Genomic DNA, 23,028 nt, shown 5'->3' with positions numbered 1-23,028 from the left:
CTCGCGCTCTGGTTCGCCCTCGCGGTGCTGGGTCTCGCGCCGCTCGCGGGGTTCGGCATCTGGCCGCGCCGGGCGATGACGACGGCCGATGCCCTGCTGGCGATGGCGCTCGCCTGCGCCGCGTTCCTGCCCCACCTCCTCGGCGCCGAAGCTGCGCAACGCCGGCCGGCCGCCGGATCGGGCCATGCAATCCTCGAACAGGTCGACCAGCGTGCCCAGGCCCGCGACGTCGACCTCCGCCGGGATGCCCGATGGATACGCGGACAGCCACGCTCGCGCGGCGCTCCGGCCCGATCCGGCGCGCGCCGGATCGAACCGGTTCCGGTCGATCCCTGCGGGATGGCGGATCTGGGCTTCGCTCAGGCGCCGCGCGGGCTGAGCGAGACCGGCAGGGCGGAGGCGGCCCGCAGCGCCTTGGCCAGCGCCGTCTCGCGCGCTTCCGGGCCGGTGGCGATGCCCTCGGCCACGATGACCTCCGGATTCGTGACCCCGATGAAGGCCAGGACGGTGCGCAGGTAGGTCTCGGCATGCTCGGCCGACGCGCCGGGCGAGCCCGCCCCGTACAGGCCGCCGCGCGCCACGGCGACGACGACGCGCTTGTCCGGCACGAGGCCCACGGCGCCGCTCTCGGTGTACTTGAAGGTCTTGCCGGCCACGAGGATGCGGTCGATCCAGGCCTTGAGCTGGGACGAGACCGTGAAGTTGTAGAGCGGCGCGCCGATCACCACGATGTCGGCGGCGAGGAATTCCTCCAGCACCGTGCGGCCGAGGGCCACGTCGTTCTGGATGTCGGGGGTGTTCGTCGCGTTCGGCTGCTGGCCCGCGAGGTAGGCGCCCGAGAGGTGCGGGATCGGATTCGCGGCGAGGTCGCGATACGTCACGTCGAGATCGGGCGCGCCCGCCTTCAGGCGGGCGACGATCGCGGCCGAGACGGCGCGGCTCACGGAGTGATCCCCCAGGATGCTGCCGTCGACGTGCAGGAGCTTCATGTTCGGTCCCCGGTATCAGAAGTGTACCAAGGCGCTATAGAGTACCGGAGCGGGGCGCACGCAAGGAGGCACATTCGTGGAACCCGGTCACATGGAGGGAACCGAGCGGGCATCGCACCAGGAGCACGGGACCGGCCACGGCGATTGCCGCGTCGTCGGCACGGTGCTGGCGCGGGTCGGCGACAAGTGGAGCATCCTCGTCGTGATGACGCTGACGGATGGGCCGCGCCGCTTCAACGAGTTGAAGCGCCTGGTGGGCGGCATCTCGCAGCGGATGCTCACCTTCACCCTGCGCGGCCTGGAGCGCGACGGCCTCGTCTCGCGCACCGTCACCCCCACGATCCCGCCGCGCGTGGATTACGAACTCACCGAACTCGGGCGCTCCCTCCAGGGGCCGGTCCAGGCGCTCGGCGACTGGGCCTTCGCGAACCTGTCCGCGATCCAGCGGGCGCGATCCCGCTTCGACGACGGCGCGCAGCCCTGACCCGTCAGGTCCAGTAGAGCACCCGCGCCTGCGGCAACTCCCGCGCCACGCTGGCGCCGAGGCTCGCGCGCATCGCCTGCATCAGGTCGCGCGGGTAGACGTATTTCACCAAGCCGAACTTGGTGAGCTTGCGGCTGCGCTCCGCCTCATCCATCGGCAGGTCGGAGCCCGGATACCAGCCCTGGAGCACCGCCTTCGAACCCGGCGTGAACCGGTGCGTGATGAGTTCGACGGTCAGGTCCGGATCGGCCACGCCGGCGAGCGCCCGCGCGGCGTCCCGCAAGAGGCCGGCATAGGAATCCGCCCAATCCGGCACGGGCAGGATCGGCGCGATGGTGAGCCCGACCGGATAGCCGGCCCGCGCCATGGCGCCGAGCGCCTCCAGGCGCGCGTCGAGGCTCGCGGTGCCGCCCTCGTAGCGGGCGGCGGCGCGGGCGTTCACCGAGAAGCGCGCGCGGGTGCGCCCCCGATGGGGGAGGCCGAGGAGCGGAGCCACGGCCGCGAACTTGGTGGTGAAGCGCAGTTGCACCGGCGCCTCCCAGGCGCCGAAATGCCGGATCGCGGCCGAGAGCGAGCCGGTCAGGTGCTCGATGCCGAGCGGATCGGTGTAGCAGGAAGCCTCGAAGGTGGTGCCTTCCCCCGCCCGCGCCACCTGCGCGGAGGTGACATTGCCCTGGCCGAGATAGGCGCCGAGGTTGGAAAGGATCGCGTCGAGATTGGCGTAGGCCCGCGTCACCGGCGGCCCCGACAGGGAGCCGGCGAGGTAGCAGTACTGGCAATGCGCGGGGCAGCCCTCGGCCAGATCGAAGCGCCAGTCGGCGCTCGGCGGGATGGGCTGCAACCTCAGCTTGGTCGGGGGCGCCACCACGAGGGCGAGGGTCGCCTTCGCCTCGCGATAGGCTTGGCGCGGATCGGCGTCGCGCGGGCCCGTGATGCGATTGCTTTTCAGGCGCTCCACGGTGAGGCCGAGCGCCTCGGCGCGGGCCACCATCGCGCGGCCATGGGCGTGCTCCAGGGCCGCCGGCGTCACCAGCACGCGGCGCGGACGCCAGAGGCGGGCCGGCCGCTCATCCGCCATCGGCTCGGATGGGGCCGGTTCGGCGATGACGGTTTCGCGCGGGCTGTCGTCGAGGACCATGCCGGGGGAACGCGACCGGACGCTCCGGAGGTCCCCGGCGCGCGCAGCGGTCGCGGGATCAGGCCTGGTAGCGCGCGTAGGCGAGGGCCGTGTCGCCGTAGACCCGCCGCTCGAGTTCGCTGAAGCCGGACGGCAGGGCGACGTGGACGCTGGCCGCCTCCTCCACCACCACCAGGGCGCCGGGCGCGAGCCAGCCGCCCTCCGCCGCGCTGGCGAGGGCGGCGGGCGCGAGGTCGCGGTTGTAGGGCGGGTCGCAGAAGGCCAGGGTGAAGGTGCCGCTGGTGCCGGCGGGGCCGAGACGGGTGGCATCGCGCCGGAACAGGCGGGTCGTACCCTCCGCACCGAAGCTCTCGATGTTCTCGCGGATCAGCGCGCGGGCCTCCGCGCCCTCGTCGACGAGGAGGGCGTAGGAGGCGCCCCGCGACAGGGCCTCGAAGCTGAGCGCGCCGGTGCCCGCGAAGAGATCGAGGACGCGGGCGCCCGCGGCCGCGTCGTCATAGGCGTGCGCCAGGACGTTGAAGATCGCCTCGCGCAGGCGATCCGAGGTCGGGCGGATCGCGTCGGTCTTCGGCGTGGCGAGGCGGCGGCCGCGATGATCGCCGCCGACGATCCTCACCGGCTGCCGCCGCGCGGCGGACGGCCCGCGCCGCCACCGCCGGGCCGGCCGCCACCGGGTTTACCGCCGCCGGCTCCGCCGCGGCTGAAGCCCCCCGGCTTGCCCGCGCCGCCCGGCCGTCCGCCGGACTTGTTGAATCCGCCGGGCTTGCCGCCGGCCTTAAAGCCACCCGGCTTGCCCGCGCCACCCTTGAAGCCGCCGCGCTCGCCATCCTGACGGGCACCGCCCTTGAACCCGCCGCGCTCGCCGCCGGCACGCTCGCCGCCATGAAAGCCGCTGGGCTTCTCACCCCGGAAGCCGTCGGGACGGTCCCCGCGCGGCGCCGGCCCACGGGAGGCCGGACGCTCCCCGCGCGCCGCGCCGTCGCCGCCATAGCGGCTGGTGCTGGTGCGGAAGGGACCGCGCGGACGGTCCTCGCTGCCGGGCGGCGGCCCGCGACGCTCGGCTCCGTCCTGGCGGACATTTCCGCGCGGCCGATCGTCGTCGCGCCGGGGCGGGCGGTCGTTGTCGCGCCGGGGCGGGCGGCCCTCGGCGCTAAAGCCACGGGCGGGACGGCTCTCCTCGGCGCCGCGCCGCGCGGGACGATCATCCGCCTGCCGGACGGTCCGCGCCGGCGCTTCCGAACGGCCGGATTCGGAACGGCCGGATTCGGGACGGAACGGACGCGCCCCGCGAGGCGCGCTCGCATCGTCGCGCCGCCGGGCCGCGCTGTCGCGGCGGTGCGGCTCCGAGGCAGGCTCCTGCGGGCTGGACTTGAGGCGCTCGACGAGGACCCGGCGCTCTCCGGTGCTGATCGCGCCGACGCGCTCGCGGCCACGGGCGGCGGCGACCTCGCGCTCGGCCTTCGGGTCGGCGCCACGCCGCGGGATCTTCACACGGCGCGGCCCGTCCTCGGGGCGTGCCTCATCCTCGGCGCGCCAGACTGAGCGGCGCGGCCCGGCGCCGGTGCCGCCGGTGGGCACGCGGGCGGGCTTGGCCGGCGCCATCGGGCGGTCGCCGCCCCGGGACGGCCCCCGTTCGCCGAAGCGCGCGGCCCCGTCGTCGTAGTCACGCGGCTCGCGGCGCTGCTGCGCCGCCGAGGCGCTGCGCGCGGGCTGCTTGGCCTGCTGCTTGGGCGAGCCGAAAGGCGCGATCGGCTCGCGCGTCGGGCTCTCGAAATCGACGCCGGCCTGCTCGGCGAGGACGGGGCCGAGCTGCTCCTTCAGCACCTTGGTACGGATTTCCTCCGCCAGGCCGGCCTCGAGGTCGCCGAGCTGGAACGGCCCGAAGGAGAGCCGGATCAGCCGGTTCACGGCCAGACCCAGATGCTCGAGGATGCGCTTGACCTCGCGGTTCTTGCCCTCGCGCAGGCCGAGCGTCAGCCAGAGGTTGTCGCCGGACGACCGGTCCAGGGTCGCCTCGACCGGGCCGTAATCCATGCCGTCGATGGTCACGCCCCGGCGCAGCTTGTCGAGTTCGGCCTGGGTGGTGTCGCCGTGGGCGCGCACGCGATAGCGGCGCAGCCACCCGGTATCCGGGTGCGCGATCACCTTGGCGAGGCCGCCATCGTTCGTGAGGAGCAGGAGCCCCTCGGTGTTGATGTCGAGGCGCCCGATGGCGACGACGCGCGGTAGGTCCTCGGGCAGGGCCTCGAACACCGTCTGGCGGCCTTCCGGATCGCGCGCCGTGGTCACGAGGCCGCGCGGCTTGTGGTAGATCCACAGGCGAGTGCGCTCGCGGGCCGGCAGCGGCTCGCCGTCGATCGTGATCGCGTCCTCGGGCGTCACGTTGATGGCCGGCGAGGTCAGCACCTTGCCGTTCAAGGTCACGCGGCCCTGCTCGATCATCACCTCGGCGTCGCGGCGCGAGGCGATGCCGGCGCGCGCGATCGCCTTGGCGATGCGGTCGCCCTCCGGCGTTCCCGCGTCGGTCTCGGCCTCGTCCGCCACCCGCGCGGGCGCCACCTTCGCGACGGCGGGCTTGCGCCGCAGGGGCGCATCGCCGCCACGGTCGGGCATCACGGCGCGACGGACCTTCGGCTTCTCCTCGGCCGAATCACCCGGCACACCGGCATCGGTCGCGGGTGCCCACGCCTCGGCCGGGGTCGGCTCCGACGCCTCCGGTTTGGTCACCTTCGCCTTGGACGACTTCGCGTCGGACGATTTGGCTTTGGACGATTTGGCTTCGGACGGCTTCGCCTCCACGGCCTCGGCGGGCGCGACGTCGGCAGGCTTGGTCTCGGCAGACTTGGCGTCCACAGGCTTGGCATCGGCGGCACTCACTTCGGGAGCGCCTGCTTCGGAAGCCTTGGCCTTGGCCTTGGCCTTCGTCGGCTTGACCTCGGAAGACTCGGCCTTCGCCCGCTTGGCCTTGGCCGGCTTTTCTTTGGCCGACTCGGTCTGAACGGGCTCGGCCTCCGAGGGTGGGGCCTCGGCGGCGCCGGTGTCCGGTCCGGATGCGGTACTCTTCGAAGGCGCTTTGGTCTTCGAACGGGATTTCTTGGCAGGCGCGTCCTCGGACCCGCCCATCGTATCGTCAGTCTTGTCGGTCATGCGAGCCCCATAACAGAGCGGACGCGTTGTTGCGAGTGATCCCGTGACCGAGGATCGATCGCGTGCCGGAGATTGGCCGGGTCTTTGCTCGGATGCTGGAAAGACGATGTCGGTCAGCCGGCATACGCGAGCGATCAGGCGAGCCAGGCGGGAATCCCATGCACTGAAGCCGAGAGCCCGAATGACCGTCGCTCACGTCCGGTCCGAAATCCGAAGGTGGGTCGCGCCGCTGTCGAGTCCCGCCTCCGCAACGGGGCCGACACCGGGACCTTCGGAAACGCGAAAAGGCGGCTCGCGCCGCCTTTTCCGTCACTTACCGAGGATCTTTCGATCCGTCGCGCTCAGAGCTTGCTCTTCACCGTATCGGCGGCGCTCTTGACGCCGTCCTTGGCGTCGCCGACGGTCTTCTGGGCATCGCCCTTCAGTTCCTGCGCCTTGCCCTCGGCCTTCAGCTTGTCGTTGTCGGTGACATTGCCGATGCCCTGCTTGACGTTGCCGACGGCCTCGTTGGCCAGACCCTTGATCTTGTCCGTGGTGCTGCTCATCGTGCGCTCCTCGTCTTGAATGCTGGCGACCGGGCCTTCGTGATGGCCAAGCCGTGTCGACCTTTCCAACGGCCACGTCACGGCGATGTTCCGGCCCGTAACATCCGGATACGAAACCGCCGCCGGTTTTCGCGCGGTGACGGGCGGGCTAGGAATGCCGGAATGTTCGCGCAGCCCTCTCCCGAACGGCCCCCGATCCCGGAGGCGACCGACCCCTTGAGCCTCGCCTTCGCGGCCGCCCGCGCGGCGGCGGCGGCGGGGGAGGTGCCGGTGGGCGCCGTCGTGGTGAAGGATGGTGCCGTCATCGCCGTCGCGCACAATCGCCCGCGCGCCCTGCGCGATCCGACGGCGCATGCGGAGATCCTGGCGATCCGGGCGGCCTGCCTCGCCCTCGACGACGAGCGCCTGAGCGGCTGCGACCTCTACGTCACCCTGGAGCCCTGCCCGATGTGCGCGGGCGCCATCTCGTTCGCGCGCATCCGGCGCCTGTACTTCGCCGCCTCGGACCCGAAGGGCGGGGCGGTGGAGCACGGCGCGCGGGTGTTCAATCAGCCGACCTGCCACCACAGCCCGGAGGTCTATGGCGGCTTTCGCGCGGCGGAGGCCGCCGGCCTGCTCCGGGCGTTTTTCCAAGACCGGCGCGAGCCCTAGGAAGACCGGCGCGTGCCTTAGGAAGCGCCGCGCGAGCCCTGAGGCTCAGCTTCCGCCGCCGCCACCGCCGCCCGTGTTGCCGATCGGCTTCTGGTTCTGCTCGGCGTTGCCCGACGCGCCGGAATTGTTCGAGATGCTGGAGGCGCCCGTGGCGCCGGGCGCGATCGTGCCGATCGAGCCCGGACCGCCATTGTCGAGACCGCCGGGCTTGACCACCGGATCGCCGGTGACGGACGGTTGGGTCATGCGCGCCGGGCCGGGCTGCCTGATCTCGGCCGGCGCATTGCCCTGCGCCAGGGCGAGCGATGGGCCGGCCAGGACCAGCGCGAGCGTGGTGGCGAGCGTGGTGGGAAGGATCCGCATGCTGTCGTTCCACGATGGGCGTGAGGGATCGGGTCCTTGTCCAACACGCGCGGCCGGCGCTGGTTTCAAGCGTTGCCGGCGCCAATCGCAGGGTCGCTTCAGGCGGCCGCCAGGGGCTTCGACACGTCCTCCAGCGACCGGCCCTCCGCCGCCGTCCCGAACAGGCCGCCGACGATGGCCGCCACCGCCATCAGCGCCGCGCCGGTGAGGTAGCCGATCAGGACGTTGTCGCGGGAGCCGGTCTCCACCAGGGCGCCGAACAGGAGCGGGCCGGAAACGCCGCCGATGCCGGTGCCGAGCGCGTAGAACACCGCGATGGCGAGCGCCCGGATCTCCAGGGGGAAGGTCTCGGCCACGGTGAGGTAGGCCGCGCTCGCCGCGGCCGACGCGAAGAAGAACACCACCATCCAGGCCGCCGTCTGGCCCACGGGGCCGAACACGTCGATCTTGAACAGGTAGCCGGTGACGGTGAGCAGGACCGCCGAGATGCCGTAGGTGAAGGCGATCATCGGCCGGCGTCCGATCGTGTCGAACAGGCGTCCGAGCAGCAGTGGGCCGAGGAACGAGCCGAGCGCGAAGGGCAGGAGGTACCAGCCGACATGGTCGCCCGGCACGTCGTAGAAGCGCTGCAGCACCAGGGCGTAGGTGAAGAACAGGGCGTTGTAGAAGAACGCCTGCGCCACCATGAGGGCCAGACCCACCAGGGTCTGCTTGCGGTAGCCGACCAGCATGGTGCCGAACACCTCCTTCAGCGGCGTGTGGCTGCGCGTCCGCAGCTTCATGCGCTTGCCCTCGTCGATGGGCGGCAGGGTGTGGCCCTCGTCGGTGAAGCGCTTCTCGATGCCGGTGACGACGCGGTCGGCCTCCGCCACGTAGCCGTGGGTCGCGAGCCAGCGCGGGCTCTCGGGAATCCAGGTCCGCAGGAGCAGGATCACGAGGCCGATGCCGCCGCCGACGAAGAAGGCGATGCGCCAGCCCCAGGCCGGGTCGATCATGCCGGGGCGCAAGACCACGATGGAGAGGAACGAGCCCATGGCGGCCCCGATCCAGAACGAGCCGTTGATGACGAGGTCGGTCCAGCCGCGCACGCGGGCGGGCACGAGTTCCTGGATCGTCGAGTTGATGGCGGTGTACTCGCCGCCGATGCCCGCGCCGGTGAGGAAGCGGAAGAGGCAGAAGCTGTAGATGTTCCACGAAAGGCCGGTGGCGGCCGTGGCGGCGAGGTAGAGCGCCAGGGTGATGAAGAAGAGCTTCTTGCGGCCGATGCGGTCGGTGAGCCAGCCGAACACCAAGGCGCCCGTGACGGCGCCCACGAGGTAGGAACTCGCCGCCAGCCCGATATCGAACTCGGTGAAGCTCATGGGCTCGGCCCGCAGAGCCCCCACCAGGGAGCCCGCGAGGGTGACCTCGAGGCCGTCGAGCACCCAGGTGATGCCGAGCGCCACGATGACGAGGACGTGGAAGCGCCCCCAGGGCAGGCGGTCGAGCCGGGCCGAGATGTCGGTGTCGATCACGGTGCCCATCGGCACCCGCTCCGGCGCACCCGCCCCGACGCCACCCCGATCAGTCACGGCCCTGGTTGCCATCGAATCCTCGTTAACCGTGCCGCATGACAGTTGTTGGCAATCGAGCCGGAGGCCCGGCGGTTCCGCCAAGCTTCATGCAACGGTTAAGCGATCTGCGCTCGATTACGGGTCCTTGTGCCGGACGCCGCCCCGATGTCACGCCTGACCGCTTCCCTGTTCACCCTCGCCACGATCATGGGAGGCTCGGCCGTGATCGCCCTCGCGGTCCTGGCGGGCGTGCGGGCGGTGCCCGCCGGGGAGGGACATCCGGCGCCGCGCGAACCGGGCCGGGACGTCTGGAGCCTGCGGCCGAGCGACGTCACGATGACGAGCGCGATCGGGCCGGCCGAGACGAGACCACCGGCCGCCGCGATGCCGGAGGAGCGGCGCATGGTCCGGGTGGTCTATCCGGGTCTCATCGGCCCGCGCTGAGCCTCAGCGCGCCTCGGACAGGCGCGGGTCGAGGGCATCGGCGAGGCCGTCGCCGAGAACGTTCAGGGCCACCAGCGTCGCCACCAGGAAGCCCGCCGGCGCGGCGAGCATCCAGGGGGCGGATTCGAGGGCGCGCGAGCCCTCGGCGATGAGCGCGCCCCAGCTCGTCGCCGGCTCCTGCACGCCGAGGCCGAGGAAGGAGAGGAAGCTCTCCAGCAGGATCACCCGCGGCACCAGCAGGGTCGCCGCCACGGTGACGGGGCCCAGCGTATTGGGCAGGATGTGCCGCCGCAGGATCGCGACCGTGGACAGGCCCAGCGCCTCGGCCGCGCGGACGAAGTCGCGGTGGCGCAGGGACAGCGTCTGCGCCCGGACGATGCGGGCCATGTCGAGCCACTCCACCGCGCCGATGGCGACCAGGATCAGCCCGATCCCGGCCCGGAAGAACACCAGCAGCATGATCACGAAGAAGACGAAGGGCAGGGCGTAGAGCACGTCCACCAGCCGCATCATCGCGGCATCGACGCGCCCGCCGCGATAGCCCGCCACCGCGCCGTAGAGGACGCCGATCCCCATCGCCACGCCGGTGGCGACGAGGCCGATGAGGAGCGAGACCCGCCCGGCCACCAGGCTTCGGCTGAGGAGGTCGCGCCCGAGCACGTCGGTGCCGAGGGGGAAGGACAGGCGGCGCAGGGGCGCCTCGACCGTGAGGCGGCGCCCCTGCGCCTCGCGCGCCACGATGGTGGCGGGGCCGAACAGGTCGGAGCGCGGCAGGTAGCTCAAGACCCGCTCGTCGATCGGCCGCGGGGCGGAGAGGACGAGGTGCAGGGTGTCGCCCTCGACCCGGATCGCCTCGGGCGCCACCCGCATGCGGAAGGCGAGGCGCTCCACCGCCGGCGCGATGGAATCCGGCCGGGGATGCGGGCGGAAGGACGGGGCGGTGCGCACGAGGTCGGGGTAGATCCGCGCCGGATCGTGGCCGGTGAGCGCCGGGCCGACGAGGCAGGCGAGGGCGACGGCCAGAAGCGTCGCGAGCGCCGCCATCGCGGGCCGGTTGCGGGCCAGACGCCCCCAGGCGCGCCTCACCGGGAAATCCGCAGGCGCGGATCGATCAGCCCGGAGAGGAGGTCGGCGACGATGTTGAGGACGATCACGAACAGGGCGACGAGAACCACCGTGCCCATGACGAGGGTGTAGTCGCGGTTGAGCGCACCGTCGATGAAGTAGCGGCCGATGCCGGGCAGGCCGAAGATGGTCTCCACCAGCACCGAGCCCGTGAGGAGCGAGGCGGCGGTGGGGCCGAGGATCGCCACCACGGGCAGCAGGGCGCCGCGCAGGGCGTGCCGGGCGATGCGGTGCGGCGGCAGGCCCATGGCCCGCTGGGTGCGGACGGGTTGCGCGGCCAGCACTTCGGCGAGGGAGGCGCGGGTGAGGCGGGCCAGCGCCCCGACCTGGGGCAGGGCCAGGGTGACGACGGGGAGCACGAGATGGGCCGGCGCGCCGCCCTCCCAGCTTCCCACGGGCAGCCAGCGCAGGCTCAGGCCGAAGACGATCTGCAGCAGCGGCGCCACCACGAAGGTCGGCACCGCGAGCGTCAGGCCGGCCGTCAATCCGACGAGCCGGTCGATCGCGCCGCCGCGCCGGAAGGCCGCGAGCGCGCCGAGGCCGATGCCGAGAACGAGGGCCAGCCCCAGGGCCAGGGCGCCCAGGGTGATGGAAACGGGCAGGCCGCGCGCGAACAATTCGGCGACGGTGAGGTCGCGGAAGGAGAAGGACGGGCCGAAATCGCCGGTCAGCAGCGCGGCGAGGTAGCGCCCGTACTGGACCACGAGGGGCTGATCGAGCCCGTAGACCCGCGCGAGGTTGGCCATAGCGGCCGGCGGCAGGGGACGCTCCAGGTCGAAGGGACCGCCGGGCGCCAGCCGGATCAGGAAGAAGCTCAGGGTCACCACGACGAACAGGGTCGGGATCGCCTGGAGGAGGCGGCGCAGGACGAAGCCGATCACGCGCCCAGCCTCAGGAAGCGGGTCGGGGCGGCGTTGCGCAGGTTGGGGTGGTAGCCCGTCAGCCGCGGCGCGATCAGCGCCTTGGAGCGGGTGTGCATCACCGGAATCCAGGGCAGGTCTGTGAGGATGAGGGTCTCGGCCGCGAACAGCAGGTCGGCCCGCCCGGCGACGTCGCGCTCGGCCGCGGCCCGCCGCATCAGGCCGTCGAAGGCCGGGTTGGCGTAGCGGCCGGGGTTGAGCCCGTCATTGCCGCTCTCCAGCAGGAACAGGAAGTTCTGAGGGTCCGAGTAATCGGCGATCCAGGACATGCGGGCCACGTCGAAGTCGCCGCCGTCGCGCAGGTAGGCGAAGTGGGTCTTGGCATCGGTGTAGACGAAGCGGGTCTCGATGCCGACGCCGCGCCACATGTCGGCCAGCGCCACGGCGGTGTTGCGGTTGTTGTCGCTGGCGTTGAAGCGATATTCGAGGCGCAGCAGCCCCTTTCCCGGCCCGAACCCGGCGGCGGCCAGGAGCGCGCGGGCCTCGTCCTCGCGGTCGATCGGCAGGGCCTCGCGCCCGGCGAGTTCCGGCGGGGTCCGGTAACGGTCGAGGCCGGGCGGGCAGAGGGAATAGGCGGGCGTCATGGTCTCGCCCCAGAGCCTCTGGGCCAGGAACTCGCGGTCGATCACCAGCGAGAGGGCGCGGCGCACACGGACGTCGTCGAAGGGCGCCTTGCGGGTGTTCACCGCCAGCGCGTAGAGGCCGAGCGCAGGGCCGAGCACGACTTGCGCGCCGAAGCGCGCCTCGAGGGAGGCGATCTGGTCGCCCGGCAGGTCGGCCAGGGAATCGATCTCGCCGGCCGCGTAGCGCCGGACCGCGCTCGACAGATCCGGTGTCGGCAGGAAGGCGACGCGGGAGATCGTCACCGTGCCGGCAGCGTGGAAATGCGGGTTGCGCTCCAGGGTGATGCGGTCGTTCGGCACCACATCCGCCAAGCGGTAGGGGCCGTTGGTGACGCTGTTGCCGGGCCGCGCGAAGGCGTCGCCGAACCGCGCGAGCGAAGGCGGATGCACCGGCAGTGCGGTCTGGTGCGTCAGCAGTTCGAGCATGTAGGGGGTCGGCTGCTCCAGGGTCAGAACGAGGCGGCGGGCCTCCGGGGCCGCGACGCCGAGGGCTTCGACCGGCGCCGAGCCCTGATTCACCGCGCGGGCGTTCCCGAGGGGGAACAGCACCTCGGCGTATTTCGCCGCCGTGGCGGGGGCGAGGATGCGCCGGAGGGCGAAGACGAAGTCGGCGGCGAGAACCGGGTCGCCGTTCGACCAGCGGCCGTCCTCCCGGAGGCGGAACGTATAGGTCAGCCCGTCCTCGGAGATCGTCCAGTCGGTGGCGGCGCCCGGGATCATGGCGCCGTGATTGTCGTAGGTCAGCAGCCCCTCGTAGAGGTCGCGCAGGATGTGCGCCTCGGCCACCGTGGAGGATTTGTGCGGGTCGAGGGTCTCGGGGTCCGCGTCGTTGCCGCGCCGGTAGAGGTCGGCCGGGGCGGCCCGGGCCTGACGGCCGAGGCCCGCCGCGAGCAGGGCCGCACCGCCGACCAGGCACTGGCGCCGGTGCGGGCGCATCCCCGGCTCAGGCGCCGGTCTGCGCGGCAAAGCCGGCCGCCGCGATGCCGGCGAGCGCGCAGAGTTCGTCGTTGTCGGAGGTGTCGCCCGAGATGCCGACCGCGCCGATCACCGCCGCGCCGTCGCGGATGAGCACGCCGCCCGGCACCGGCACCAGGGCGGCCGGGCCGACGAGATGGCTCACGGCGGCGACGAAATAGGCCTGTTCCTCGGCCCGCTTGTGGATCGCGCGGCCGCCGAGCCCGAGGGCGAGGCAGCCATTGGCCTTGCCCATCGCGACCTCGGTCCGGCGCAGGGACGCGCCGTCCTCGGCGGCCACCGCCTTCAGGGCGCCGCGCGCATCGTAGACGACCACCGCCAGCGGTTTCAGCGCGTGCGCCCGCGCGGTCTCGAGGGCGGTGGCGACGATGATTTGCGCAGCGGCGAGGGAGAGGTGGGACATCGGGGCTCCGGGGTTTTCGCGAGCGGGCGTGCCCCCCGACTAACCCGGCGCCGCGCGAGCGGCCAGGGGTTCAGGCGGGAACGCGCGCCAGGAAGGCGTCGTAGCGCGCCGTCACCTCGGACAGGCGCTCGAAATGCGGGAAGGCGCCGGTCTCCATCACGTCGATCGTCCAGTTGGGCGCGTCGCGGAACCGTTCCGCGTGGCAGTAATCGACGAAGTCGCCGCGTGTGCCGTGGACCATCCAGACCGGCAGGGCGAGGCGGGGATAGATCCGGCCCGTGGCGGTGGCGAAGAGGTGGCCCGCCAGGAACGAGAACGGCGCGTGCTCGGCGCCGGGCTGGTGAGCGGAAAGCTGATCGTACGCGAGCAGGCCCTCGTCGATCGCCGTCGAACCCCAGGTCTTCTCCAGAAAGAAGCGCATGCTCGGGCGGCTGACGAGGAGATCGAACAGGGGGCGGCCCCAGAGCGGGAAGGCCACGGCCGCGCGGGCCGCGTCGCTGCCGCGCGGGTCGTCCCGCTCGTAGCGCCGGTCGAAGCCGGTGGGGCTGACGAGGCCGAGGCTGCGATAATCGTCGGGCCGCTCCAGGGCGGCCCGCGCCAGGAACTCGGCCGAGAGCGAGAGCGCCATCGCGTCGATGCGCGCGCCGCCGTGACGGCGCCGAATCTCGGCCGCCAGGGCGTGGATCGCCGCCGTCATCAGGCCCGGCGTGTAGACGCGGTCGCGGCGCTCGGAGAACCCGAAGCCCGGCAGGTCGAGGGCATAGACCGGACGGGACCCGGCATAGTGCCGATAGAGCGGGCGGACCTCGTAGGCGTTGGCCGCCGCGTTCACGGAGTGGATCAACAGGAGCGGAACGCCCTCGGCCGCATCCGAGGCATAGAAGGCGAGGTCGCCGGCCGTGCTCGCGAGGCGCTCCTGCCGGCCGGGGAGGGCGGGCGGCAGGCGCCGATGGCGGTGGAGGCCGAGATGGCTGTAGGCGAGCCAGGCGGCGGCGGTGCCGAGGGAGACCGACGCGAGCAGCGGACCGAGCCGAGGGCGGCGGCGAGAACTGGGCATGGATCGTCCCCTGGATCGTCTCTTCGGCATGGCGCCGTGCCGGAAACGTCGCGGACCGGGGAATGTTGCCCGACGCTTGCCTCAAGGGATGCTCGCGAGGGGTAGGCGCCGAACCCCGCAGCCCGCCGTGACGTCGAGGCTCCCGGTGCGACGGGAGCGCTGGTATCTTGTCGGATCGCGCCTGAAATGCTCAAATTTTCGGGAAGTTCATTTTTTAGGAAATCCATCCGAGGGGAGTAAATCTTGGCCGAAGCCGTCGCCGATCGCGAAACGCTCGCCCAGCAGGCCCGTGACGCCATTCACGCAATCTCGCTCGCCTTCGCGAAGGCTGCCCGACACATCGGGGCGGCGATGCGGGGAACCTACCTGAAGCTTCACTCGGCCATCGAGAACAGCGATCTTCCGACGATCAGTGATCTTTTGGACAAGATCAGGAATTCCGATCTCGTCGCGTCGACCGCCACGAAGTTCCACGCCCTTCGCGAGAAGGTCGACCGCCTTGTGGACGTCGCCGCGCCGTTCATGGGTGCCGCCGCCGGCGTCATCCTCGGCCTCGCGGGCTTCTGGCTGGTCGGCGGAATCGTAGGAGCGCTCCTGGCCGTCGCGGGCTTTCTCTGGGCGGGGTACAGCGCGGTGTCCCTCGGGCGCAGAGCCCTGCCGGGCACCCCTGGGGAGTAGACGCGGCGCGTTCAGTTCGCCGCGCCCTCGATCTCGCCGCTGAGGTCCAGCCACTCCTCCTCGGCCGCCTCCAGCGCGGCGGCGGCGTCCGATCGCATCCTGGCGAGTTCGCCGGCCTTGGCCGGGTTGGCCTGGAAGGCCGTGCCGTCGGCGAGCGCCGCGTCGATCTTGGCCATGGCGTCGGTGAGCTTCTTCATGCGCGCCTCGATGCCCTCCAGCTTCTTGCGCAGGGGCGCGAGCGCGACGCGCCGGTCGGCGTTCGAGCGGCGCTCCACCGCCTTGGTGCCGCCGGTCGACTCGGGAGCGCCCTTCTCGGCCTCGCGCTCGGGGCCGGCGAGGACGAAGCGGCGGTAATCGTCCATGTCGCCGTCGAAGGCCTTCACGCTGCCGTTCGAGACCAGCCAGAGCCGGTCGGCGCAGGCCTCGACCAGGAAGCGGTCGTGGCTCACCAGGATGACGGCGCCCTCGTAATCGTTGATCGCCTCCACCAGGGCCTGCCGGCTCTCGATGTCGAGGTGATTGGTGGGCTCGTCGAGGATGAGGAGGTGCGGCCCTCGGAAGGCCGCGAGCCCCATGAGCAGGCGCGCCTTCTCGCCGCCCGAGAGCTGCGAGACCGGCGTCTCGGACTTCGTGCCGGAGAAGCCGAGGCGCGCGGCCGCCGCGCGGGCCTTCGATTCCGGCACGTCCGGCATCAGGTCGCGGACGTGGGCGTAGGCGCTCTCGGCCGGGCGCAGCTCGTCGAGCTGGTGCTGGGCGAAGTAGGCGACCTCCATCTTGCCTGAGCGCCGCATCTCGCCGCTCAGGGGCGGCAGGCGCCCGCCGATGAGCTTGCAGAAGGTCGACTTGCCGTTGCCGTTGGCGCCGAGCAGCGCCACCCGGTCGTCGGGGGCGAGACTCAGGTTGAGGCCCGATAGGACGATTCGGTCGGGGTAGCCCGCCTGCACCCGCTCCATGGCGACGATGGGCGGCGAGAGCGGACGCTCCGGGCTCGGCAGGCGGAAGGCCGGCACGTCGTCCTCGATCACCGAGCCGATTATCTCCATCTTGGCCAGCCGCTTGACCCGCGACTGGGCCTGACGCGCCTTCGTGGCCTTGGCCTTGAAGCGGTCGACGAAGCTCTGGAGATGCGCGCGCTCGGCGTCCTGCTTGGCCTTGGCCTTCGCCTGGAGCACGCGCTTCTCGGCCACCTGACGGGCGAAGGAGGTGTAGCCGCCCCGGTAGATGCTGAGCTTGCCCCGGTCGAGGTGCAGGATGTGGTCGACGCACTCGTCGAGCAGGTCGCGGTCATGGGAGATGATCACGGCCGTGCGCGGGTAGCGCTCGAGGTAGTCGTAGAGCCAGATCGTGCCTTCGATGTCGAGGTAGTTGGTCGGCTCGTCGAGGAGCAGCAGGTCCGGCTCGGAGAACAGCACGGCGGCCAGCGCCACGCGCATGCGCCACCCACCGGAGAAGTCGGAGCAGGGGCGCCCTTGCGCCTCCGCGTCGAAGCCGAGGCCGTGCAGGATCGCGGCGGCGCGGGCGGGCGCCGAATGCGCCTCGATGTCGACGAGCCGCGTCTCGATCTCGGCCCGGCGCAGGCCGTCGGCCTGCTCCGCCTCCGCCATCAGGCGGGCGCGCTCGGTATCGGCGGCCAGCACCACGGAATGCAGCGTCTCGGGACCGGCCGGCGCCTCCTGCGCCACCGCGCCGATGCGCATGCCCTTGGGCATCGACACCGTTCCGCCCTCCGTGGGCAGCTCCCCGAGGATCGCCCGGAACAGCGTGGTCTTGCCGGCGCCGTTGCGGCCGACGAGCCCGACGCGGGCACGGTCCGGAATGACGAAGGTGGCGCCGTCGAGGATGAGGCGCTCGCCGATGCGGTAGGTGAGGTCGTTGACGCGGAGCATGCCGGGCTTTTGCGGGCAAGGGGCGCCAGTGGCAAGGTGATTGGCCCACCTTGATGGGCCGAAGTCGATCGGCCGATGAAACCGGGCGGAGACATCGCATCCACGCCTATCGGCGCCGGAAGGCATCGCGCGGCTTGACCCAGGGATTGTGCGGCGTATCGATCAGTTTCCATCGACACCGGAGGCAGGACGCGTGACCACAGGACGGCTGGCGACCATCCCGTTCTTCAAGGAGCCGGGAATCGAGCTGTCCGTCTACGAGACGCGCTGCCACTGGCGCCGATTCGACGAGAACGAGGTGCTCGTCGATTACGACGACGTCTCCACCGACGTGTACTTCCTCGCTTCCGGCGAGGTCCGCATCCTGAACCGCTCGCAATCCGGCAAGGAGGTGATCCTCGGCGAGATGCGCGGCGGCGCCTTCTTCGGCGAACTCGCAGCGCTCGACGGCATCGGCCGCTCGGCCAATGTCACGGCGCTGACGCGCGGCGAGGTCTGCGTCGTGCCCGCCCCCGTGTTCCGGCAGATCATCTTCGCGTCGGAGGCCATCGCCGACCGGCTGTTCCGGCTGCTCGCCAAGCGGGTGCGCGAGCTGAACACCCGCCTCATGGAGCACGCGCTCCTCGACCTGCGTCACCGGCTCTACGCCGAGTTGCTGCGCCTCTCGGTGCCGCGTGCCGGCGGCGACGGCGAGCGGGTGGTGACGCCGCCGCCCTACCACCACGTGCTGGCCGCCCGCATCGGCTGCCGCCGCGAGCAGGTCACCCGCGAATTCACCGTGATGGCGGCCGACGGGCTGATCGACCGCACGCGCGGCGCCCTGGTGATCCGCCGGCCCGACCTGCTCGAGGCCCGCGTGGCGGAAGCGCTGCGCGAGGATGGCTGAGGCCGCGCGACCGGTGACGTCACCCGGTTTGCTGCATTGTGCCGGCCTCGGGAAGCGGTTCGGCCCGCACGAGGCGGTGGCGGATCTCGACCTCACCCTGGCGGCCGGGGAATTCCTGTGCCTGCTCGGCCCCTCTGGCTGCGGCAAGAGCACGCTTCTGCGCCTCGTCGCCGGATTCGAGGCCCCGACCTCCGGCACCGTCCACCTCGACGGACGCGACATCACACGCGCCCCGCCGCACCGGCGGGCGGTGAACATGATGTTCCAGTCCTACGCGCTGTTTCCGCACATGAGCGTGGCCGCCAACGTCGCCTACGGCCTGAACGGCCTGGGCCGGGCCGCGCGCGCCGACCGCGTCGCCGAACTCCTGCGCCTCGTGCGCCTCGACGGGTTCGCCGAGCGCCGGCCGGACACGCTCTCGGGCGGCCAGCGCCAACGGGTGGCGCTCGCCCGGGCACTGGCGCGCGCGCCCCGGGTGCTGCTCCTCGACGAGCCGCTGGGCGCCCTCGACCGCGCCTTGCGCGAGGACACGCAGGGCGAGTTGCGCGGATTGCAGAAGCGCCTCGGCACGAGCTTCGTCGTCGTCACCCACGATCCGGCGGAGGCCATGGCGCTCGCCGACCGGATCGGCGTGATGGATCGCGGCCGTCTCGTACAGATCGGCGACGCGGCGAGCCTCTACGAGCGCCCCGCGAGCCGCTTCGTGGCCGGGCTCCTCGGCGACGTGAACCTGATCGAGGGGCGGGTGCTCGGGCGCGACGGCGACGGGATCACGACCGTCGAGACGGCCTGCGGCCCCATGCGGGCGGCGGGCCATGCCGAGGGCAGGGGGGTGATCGCGCTGCGCCCCGAACGCCTGGACCTGAGCCGGACGGGGGCCGACGCGGCGCTCGCCGGCGAGGTGGTCGAGACGGCCTATCTCGGCGACCGCATCCGGATTCAGGTTCGCCTCGGCGACGGCACCCTCTGGCGCGTCACCGCCACGGCCGGGGCCGACGTGCCGGCAACCGGCGCGCGCGTCCACCTCGCCTATCGCCCCGAGGCGGCCTGGCTGATGCCGGCGGAGGCGTGAGACGATGCGGCGTCTCCTTCCCGTCCTGCCGTATCTCTGGCTCGGCGCCTTCGTCCTGCTGCCGGTCGTCATCACCCTGAAGATCAGCCTGTCGGCGCCCGCCACCGCGCAGCCGCCCTACCTGCCGGTGTTGGACTGGAGCGCCGGCATCGAGGGCTGGGGCACCTTCCTCGAAGCCCTCGACTTCGCGAATTTCGACACGCTGGCGAACGACGCGCTCTACCGCGACGCCGCCCTGTCCTCCCTGACGCTCGCCGCCATCGCCACCGCGATCCTGGCACTCATCGGCACACCCGTCGCCCTCGCCATGGCGCGCGCCTCGCCGCGGGCGCAGCCCCTCCTGGTGGCGCTGGTCATCGTGCCGTTCTGGACGAGCTTCCTCATCCGCATCTACGCCTGGATCGCGATCCTCAAGCCCGAGGGCCTGCTCAGCGCCGCCGCGATGACGCTCGGGCTCAGCGCCCAGCCCCTGGACATCCTGAACACGCAAGGGGCGGTGCTGATCGGGCTCACCTACGCCTACCTGCCCTTCATGGTGCTGCCGCTCTACGCCGTGCTCGCCAAGCTCGATCCGCGCCTCACCGAGGCGGCGGCCGACCTCGGCGCCGGCCCGGTGCGGACGTTCTGGACCGTGACGCTGCCCCTGGCGCGGCCGGGCCTCACGGCCGGGGCGCTGCTGTGCTTCGTGCCGATGGTCGGCGAGTTCATCATCCCCGACCTGCTGGGCGGGTCGGACACGCTGATGCTCGGGCGCGTGCTGTGGAGCGAGTTCTTCTCGAATCGCGACTGGCCGCTCGCCGCATCCGTGGCGATCCTCGTGCTCGTCCTGATCGTCGGCCCGCTGATGGTCTTCCGCGAGGCGCAACAGCGCCGGGCGGAGGCGCCGCGATGAGGGCGCTCGACCGCGTGGCCCTGATCCTCGGGCTCGGCTTCCTCTACGCGCCGATCCTGGTGCTGGCGGTCTATTCCTTCAACGCCTCGGCGCTGGTCACGGTCTGGGGCGGGTTCTCCACGCGCTGGTACGGCGTGCTGTTCGCCGACGCGCCCCTGATCGAGGCCGCCCGCGTCTCGCTCCTCGTCGCGCTCTGCGCCGCGACCCTGGCGACGATCCTCGGCACGCTGGCGGCGCTCGCCCTCGATCGCGGCGGCCGCTTCGCCGGGCGGGGCGCCTTCACGGGCCTCGTCAGCGTGCCCCTGGTGATGCCGGAGGTGATCACCGGCCTGTCCCTGCTGCTGCTCTTCGTCGGGGTCGGGCTCGACCGCGGCATCCTCACGATCGTCATCGCGCACGCGACCCTGGGCCTCGGCTTCGTGGCCGTCATCGTCGGTGCCCGCCTGCGCGGGCTCGACCGCGCGCTGGAGGAGGCCGCGTCCGATCTCGGCGCGGGGGCCGCGCGGGTCTTCGCCACCATCACCCTGCCGCTGATCGCGCCCTCGGTCGCGGCGGGGTTCCTCCTCGCCTTCACCCTGTCCCTCGACGATCTCGTGATCGCGAGCTTCGTCTCCGGGCCGGGTTCGACCACGCTGCCGATGCGGCTCTACAGCCAGGTGCGGCTGGGCGTGAACCCGGAGATCAACGCGGCCTCGACGCTGCTCGTCGGCGCGGTCACCGCCCTCGTGCTGACGGCCTCGTGGCTGAGCGGGCGCCGCGCTTCGGCCTGACAACCGTCTCCGACCGATCACAGCGGATCTGGTATGCCCCCGCCTGGGCGCCTCATTGCGCGTAGGCGCGGGCGGCGGCCGGAAGCCGGGGATCGCCGCCGCTCGCCGGCATCCGCAGGGCGTTCGGTGCCAGGTTCGAGCCGCCGCGCAGGGCCGGATCGGGCTCTCTCGTCACCACCCGCGCCGTGAGATCGCCCAAGGGCCCGCCGATCAGGAACTGGGCCGGCCGGGAACGGCCTTCCCCGGCCGTCGCGCTCCGCGCGGCGACCTCCGCCAGCGCCTCGCAGCGCCAATCCGGCAACATCACCGTGCCGCGCAGGGAGGCGGACAAGCCCGGCCCCTCGAGCACGCCCTCGGTGATCTGACCGATGCCGTCGACGAAGCGCAGGGTCAGGGTGGCGCGCTCGAAGGGGGTGCGCCCGGCGCGGCGGACGGGGACCCGGTGGCGCTGGGCCACGTCCGCGAGGTCGAGCCCCACGAGGGTTCCGCCGTCGACGCCGAGGACGGCATGCCCGTTCAGGTGGTTCAGCAGGCGCCCGGCCGTGGCGCCCGATCCCTCCGCCAGGAACTGGCCCTGGACCTGCCCGAGAGCCCAGGGCTCCTGGCGCAGGGCGTCGAGCAGGGGCGTGAGATCCAGGCGCTCGAAGGCGCCCTGCGCCTTCATCTCGGTCACGGCGGGATCGGCGGCCGAGGCGTTGAGGGCGAGGCGGCCCTTGAGCGTGCCGGTGGCGAGGGTCGCGCGGTTCAGGGCGGCCTCGATGCTTCCGTCGCGCACGAGGACGCTGGCGGCGATGTCCTCGGTGACGACCGGCCCGATGCGCGCCGCCCCGGCGGAGAGCCGCAGGTCGAGGTCCCCCCCGGTGAGCGGGGCCAGCGCGACGCCGCGCCCCGGAGCGGCCTCGCCGGACGCGTCGAGGCCGAGCATCCGCAGCGCCTCCGCGAGGAGGGGCGCGAGGTTCAGGGTCTCGGCCGCGAGGGTCGCCTGGATCGCCGGCCGGGTCCGGTCGAAGGCGACCGCCCCGGCCCCTTCGAGCTCGTTCGCGCCGAAGGACACCCGCACGTTGGGCAGGAGGAGGAGGCGCCCGTCCATGTCGAAGCTGCCGTCGAGGCCGAAGGCCTCGACGAAGGGGGCGAGCGCCACCGCGCCCCCCGCCCAGGCCATGGTCTCCGGCAGGGAGCGGGTCTCGAAGGTCCCGCGTCCGGTCAGCTTCAGGCCGCCGTCCCGGACGAGGCCGTTGCCTTCGGCCGCGAGGCTGCCCGCCGGCCACGCCGCGCTGAGCGCGAACGGGCTGGCGCCTCCGCCGAGGAGGTCCGCGAGGCGCAGCCCCGAGACCGCGAAGCGCGCCGGCGCGGCGTTCCACCGGAAGCTTCCGCTGAGATCGGACTGCGCGCTCCAGAGCGGCCAGGACAGCGACAGGTCGATGTCGCGGGCCGTCTGCGGAGTCCCGTCGCGCGGGTCGCTGCCCGTGGCGGTGGCCCGCGACAGGCTGACCCGGCGGGGATGGGCGGCCGCGTCCGCGCCGAGGCGCGCCTCGAGCAGGCGGACCGGCTCGGCCCAGCGGCTGTCACCGGACCCGGTGGGCAGGCGGATCGTCGCGCCGTCCAGGCCCAGGGTGTTCACGTCGATGCGCCCGGTGAACAGGGGCAGCAGGTTGAGCTGGAGCGAGAGGGTTCCGCCCTCGGCCAGGACGGGTCCGTCGCCGCCGCCGGCGCTGAGGCGCACGCGGCCGAAGGCGAGGCGCGGCAGGGGCAGGAGCGCGACCTCGGTCGGGCCCTCGGTCAGCATCGTCACCCCGTAGGATCGCGCGAGTTCCCGCGCGACGAAGCGCGTCAGGCCCGGGGCGGTGACCGACCAGGGCAGGCAGGCACAGGCGAGGCCCGCCGTGAGCGCGCCGAGGCTGGCGAGGGGTATGAGGCGGTGCAGCGGCATTCCACTCCATCCGGCGGCCCAACCGCGCGACGGACCGCGCGATCGTCGACGGAGACGATGCGCGCCACGGCCTCCGCGGCGCACGGATGAACCGGCGATCCCGTCCCTGATACCCCGTGAGACCGGCCTTGTCTCCCCGAGCTCCGGGGGACCGCCCGCGCCGTCCACGGCACAGATCGCCGCTCCGGCTTGTTCGAGGGCTCCGATCCGGCGCACAGACAGCCCGCGATCGATCCGGCAGGATCCCGCCGGTCGCCGTTCCGCGCGCTGCGAAATGTAACCGCTGCACCGCCACAAGGACTTGGCAGAGCGCGGCTTTCGCGTGACGGTCGCGCCCAGGGAACAACGACGCTCCAGGAGGACGGCATGAAGAAAGTACATTCCGACGCGACGTCGGCTTTGGCCGGCGTGCTGAAGGACGGCATGACGATCATGTGCGGGGGCTTCGGCCTGTGCGGCATCCCGGATGCGCTGATCGACGCGGTGCGGGATTCGGG

The 23,028-nt window shown here is 72.4% G+C and carries 23 protein-coding genes and 1 pseudogene; 9 read left to right on the top strand and 15 right to left on the bottom strand.

Features of this window, described 5'->3' with window-relative positions:
- Together MKK54_RS11735 and MKK54_RS11730 are read right to left on the bottom strand one after the other, a co-directional pair.
- A pseudogene (locus MKK54_RS11735) lies at positions 1-186 on the bottom strand (hypothetical protein); the annotation flags it as partial.
- A gap of 173 nt (positions 187-359) precedes the next feature.
- Positions 360-989, bottom strand: coding sequence for an FMN-dependent NADH-azoreductase (locus MKK54_RS11730; protein ID WP_244011022.1), 630 nt, complete (start codon positions 987-989; stop codon positions 360-362).
- Positions 990-1,065: 76 nt separating this feature from the next.
- Here MKK54_RS11730 and MKK54_RS11725 point away from each other — a divergent pair, with 76 nt between their 5' ends.
- Complete coding sequence (locus MKK54_RS11725; protein ID WP_244011020.1) at positions 1,066-1,473, top strand: winged helix-turn-helix transcriptional regulator; 408 nt, start codon at positions 1,066-1,068, stop codon at positions 1,471-1,473.
- Between the two features lie 4 nt (positions 1,474-1,477).
- Here MKK54_RS11725 and MKK54_RS11720 read toward each other — a convergent pair whose 3' ends face one another.
- The 4 genes from MKK54_RS11720 to MKK54_RS11705 form a co-directional block, all read right to left on the bottom strand.
- The gene (locus MKK54_RS11720; RefSeq protein WP_244011032.1) at positions 1,478-2,551 is read right to left on the bottom strand and encodes a spore photoproduct lyase family protein; all 1,074 of its coding nucleotides are present in this window, start codon (positions 2,549-2,551) and stop codon (positions 1,478-1,480) included.
- A 118-nt stretch (positions 2,552-2,669) separates the two neighbouring features.
- The gene (rsmD, locus tag MKK54_RS11715; protein WP_244011018.1) at positions 2,670-3,227 is read right to left on the bottom strand and encodes a 16S rRNA (guanine(966)-N(2))-methyltransferase RsmD; all 558 of its coding nucleotides are present in this window, start codon (positions 3,225-3,227) and stop codon (positions 2,670-2,672) included.
- Positions 3,224-5,224: a pseudouridine synthase gene (locus MKK54_RS11710; protein WP_244011030.1), complete on the bottom strand. Its 2,001-nt coding sequence runs from the start codon at positions 5,222-5,224 to the stop codon at positions 3,224-3,226. The genes rsmD and MKK54_RS11710 overlap by 4 nt, the downstream gene beginning before the upstream one ends.
- A gap of 875 nt (positions 5,225-6,099) precedes the next feature.
- On the bottom strand, positions 6,100-6,303 hold the full coding sequence (locus MKK54_RS11705; protein WP_244011016.1) for a CsbD family protein: 204 nt from the start codon (positions 6,301-6,303) through the stop codon (positions 6,100-6,102).
- Between the two features lie 162 nt (positions 6,304-6,465).
- On the opposite strand from MKK54_RS11705, the gene MKK54_RS11700 reads away from it, so the two are divergent.
- On the top strand, positions 6,466-6,954 hold the full coding sequence (locus MKK54_RS11700; RefSeq protein WP_244011014.1) for a nucleoside deaminase: 489 nt from the start codon (positions 6,466-6,468) through the stop codon (positions 6,952-6,954).
- 45 nt (positions 6,955-6,999) lie between these two features.
- Here MKK54_RS11700 and MKK54_RS11695 read toward each other — a convergent pair whose 3' ends face one another.
- Together MKK54_RS11695 and MKK54_RS11690 are read right to left on the bottom strand one after the other, a co-directional pair.
- On the bottom strand, positions 7,000-7,317 hold the full coding sequence (locus MKK54_RS11695) for a hypothetical protein (RefSeq protein ID WP_244011012.1): 318 nt from the start codon (positions 7,315-7,317) through the stop codon (positions 7,000-7,002).
- Between the two features lie 98 nt (positions 7,318-7,415).
- Positions 7,416-8,903, bottom strand: a complete 1,488-nt coding sequence (locus MKK54_RS11690; RefSeq protein ID WP_409564167.1) for an MFS transporter — start codon at positions 8,901-8,903, stop codon at positions 7,416-7,418.
- Positions 8,904-9,035: 132 nt separating this feature from the next.
- On the opposite strand from MKK54_RS11690, the gene MKK54_RS11685 reads away from it, so the two are divergent.
- Complete coding sequence (locus tag MKK54_RS11685) at positions 9,036-9,314, top strand: hypothetical protein (RefSeq protein ID WP_244011010.1); 279 nt, start codon at positions 9,036-9,038, stop codon at positions 9,312-9,314.
- Between the two features lie 3 nt (positions 9,315-9,317).
- On the opposite strand, the gene MKK54_RS11680 is transcribed toward MKK54_RS11685, so the two are convergent.
- The 5 genes from MKK54_RS11680 to MKK54_RS11660 all read right to left on the bottom strand — a co-directional run bounded on the left by MKK54_RS11680 (position 9,318) and on the right by MKK54_RS11660 (position 14,417).
- On the bottom strand, positions 9,318-10,358 hold the full coding sequence (locus tag MKK54_RS11680; protein WP_244011026.1) for an ABC transporter permease: 1,041 nt from the start codon (positions 10,356-10,358) through the stop codon (positions 9,318-9,320).
- A gap of 38 nt (positions 10,359-10,396) precedes the next feature.
- The gene (locus MKK54_RS11675) at positions 10,397-11,320 is read right to left on the bottom strand and encodes an ABC transporter permease (protein WP_244011008.1); all 924 of its coding nucleotides are present in this window, start codon (positions 11,318-11,320) and stop codon (positions 10,397-10,399) included.
- Entirely contained in the window at positions 11,317-12,918 is a 1,602-nt protein-coding gene (locus tag MKK54_RS11670) for a peptide ABC transporter substrate-binding protein (RefSeq protein WP_244011006.1), read from the bottom strand. Before MKK54_RS11670 ends, MKK54_RS11675 begins: the two co-directional genes overlap by 4 nt.
- A gap of 7 nt (positions 12,919-12,925) precedes the next feature.
- Positions 12,926-13,360: a GlcG/HbpS family heme-binding protein gene (locus tag MKK54_RS11665; protein WP_244011004.1), complete on the bottom strand. Its 435-nt coding sequence runs from the start codon at positions 13,358-13,360 to the stop codon at positions 12,926-12,928.
- A gap of 70 nt (positions 13,361-13,430) precedes the next feature.
- Positions 13,431-14,417 (bottom strand): alpha/beta fold hydrolase, encoded by a 987-nt coding sequence (locus MKK54_RS11660; RefSeq protein WP_244011002.1) that lies wholly within the window; start codon positions 14,415-14,417, stop codon positions 13,431-13,433.
- 243 nt (positions 14,418-14,660) lie between these two features.
- Here MKK54_RS11660 and MKK54_RS11655 point away from each other — a divergent pair, with 243 nt between their 5' ends.
- A complete protein-coding gene (locus MKK54_RS11655) occupies positions 14,661-15,095 on the top strand; it encodes a hypothetical protein (RefSeq protein WP_244010999.1) in 435 nt (144 codons plus the stop codon).
- Positions 15,096-15,106: 11 nt separating this feature from the next.
- Here MKK54_RS11655 and MKK54_RS11650 read toward each other — a convergent pair whose 3' ends face one another.
- Positions 15,107-16,981, bottom strand: coding sequence for an ABC-F family ATP-binding cassette domain-containing protein (locus tag MKK54_RS11650; protein WP_244010998.1), 1,875 nt, complete (start codon positions 16,979-16,981; stop codon positions 15,107-15,109).
- Positions 16,982-17,174: 193 nt separating this feature from the next.
- On the opposite strand from MKK54_RS11650, the gene MKK54_RS11645 reads away from it, so the two are divergent.
- From MKK54_RS11645 to MKK54_RS11630, 4 genes are read left to right on the top strand one after another with little or no spacing between them, the layout of a single operon-like run.
- On the top strand, positions 17,175-17,867 hold the full coding sequence (locus MKK54_RS11645) for a Crp/Fnr family transcriptional regulator (RefSeq protein WP_244010996.1): 693 nt from the start codon (positions 17,175-17,177) through the stop codon (positions 17,865-17,867).
- Positions 17,860-18,939, top strand: coding sequence for an ABC transporter ATP-binding protein (locus MKK54_RS11640; protein WP_244010995.1), 1,080 nt, complete (start codon positions 17,860-17,862; stop codon positions 18,937-18,939). Before MKK54_RS11645 ends, MKK54_RS11640 begins: the two co-directional genes overlap by 8 nt.
- A gap of 4 nt (positions 18,940-18,943) precedes the next feature.
- Complete coding sequence (locus tag MKK54_RS11635) at positions 18,944-19,831, top strand: ABC transporter permease subunit (protein ID WP_244010992.1); 888 nt, start codon at positions 18,944-18,946, stop codon at positions 19,829-19,831.
- A complete protein-coding gene (locus tag MKK54_RS11630) occupies positions 19,828-20,601 on the top strand; it encodes an ABC transporter permease (RefSeq protein ID WP_244010990.1) in 774 nt (257 codons plus the stop codon). The genes MKK54_RS11635 and MKK54_RS11630 overlap by 4 nt, the downstream gene beginning before the upstream one ends.
- Positions 20,602-20,653: 52 nt before the next feature.
- Here the strand turns inward: MKK54_RS11630 and MKK54_RS11625 are convergent, their stop codons facing one another.
- Positions 20,654-22,531, bottom strand: a complete 1,878-nt coding sequence (locus MKK54_RS11625) for an AsmA family protein (RefSeq protein ID WP_244010989.1) — start codon at positions 22,529-22,531, stop codon at positions 20,654-20,656.
- Between the two features lie 366 nt (positions 22,532-22,897).
- Between MKK54_RS11625 and MKK54_RS11620 the strand changes: the two genes are divergently transcribed.
- The coding region (locus tag MKK54_RS11620; protein ID WP_279597093.1) for a CoA-transferase at positions 22,898-23,028 on the top strand (131 nt) is incomplete at its 3' end.

The organism is Methylobacterium sp. J-068 (assembly GCF_022829445.1).
Lineage (GTDB): Bacteria > Pseudomonadota > Alphaproteobacteria > Rhizobiales > Beijerinckiaceae > Methylobacterium.
Note: the sequence above shows the minus strand (reverse complement) of the source record. Positions and strands in the feature narration are given on the sequence as shown.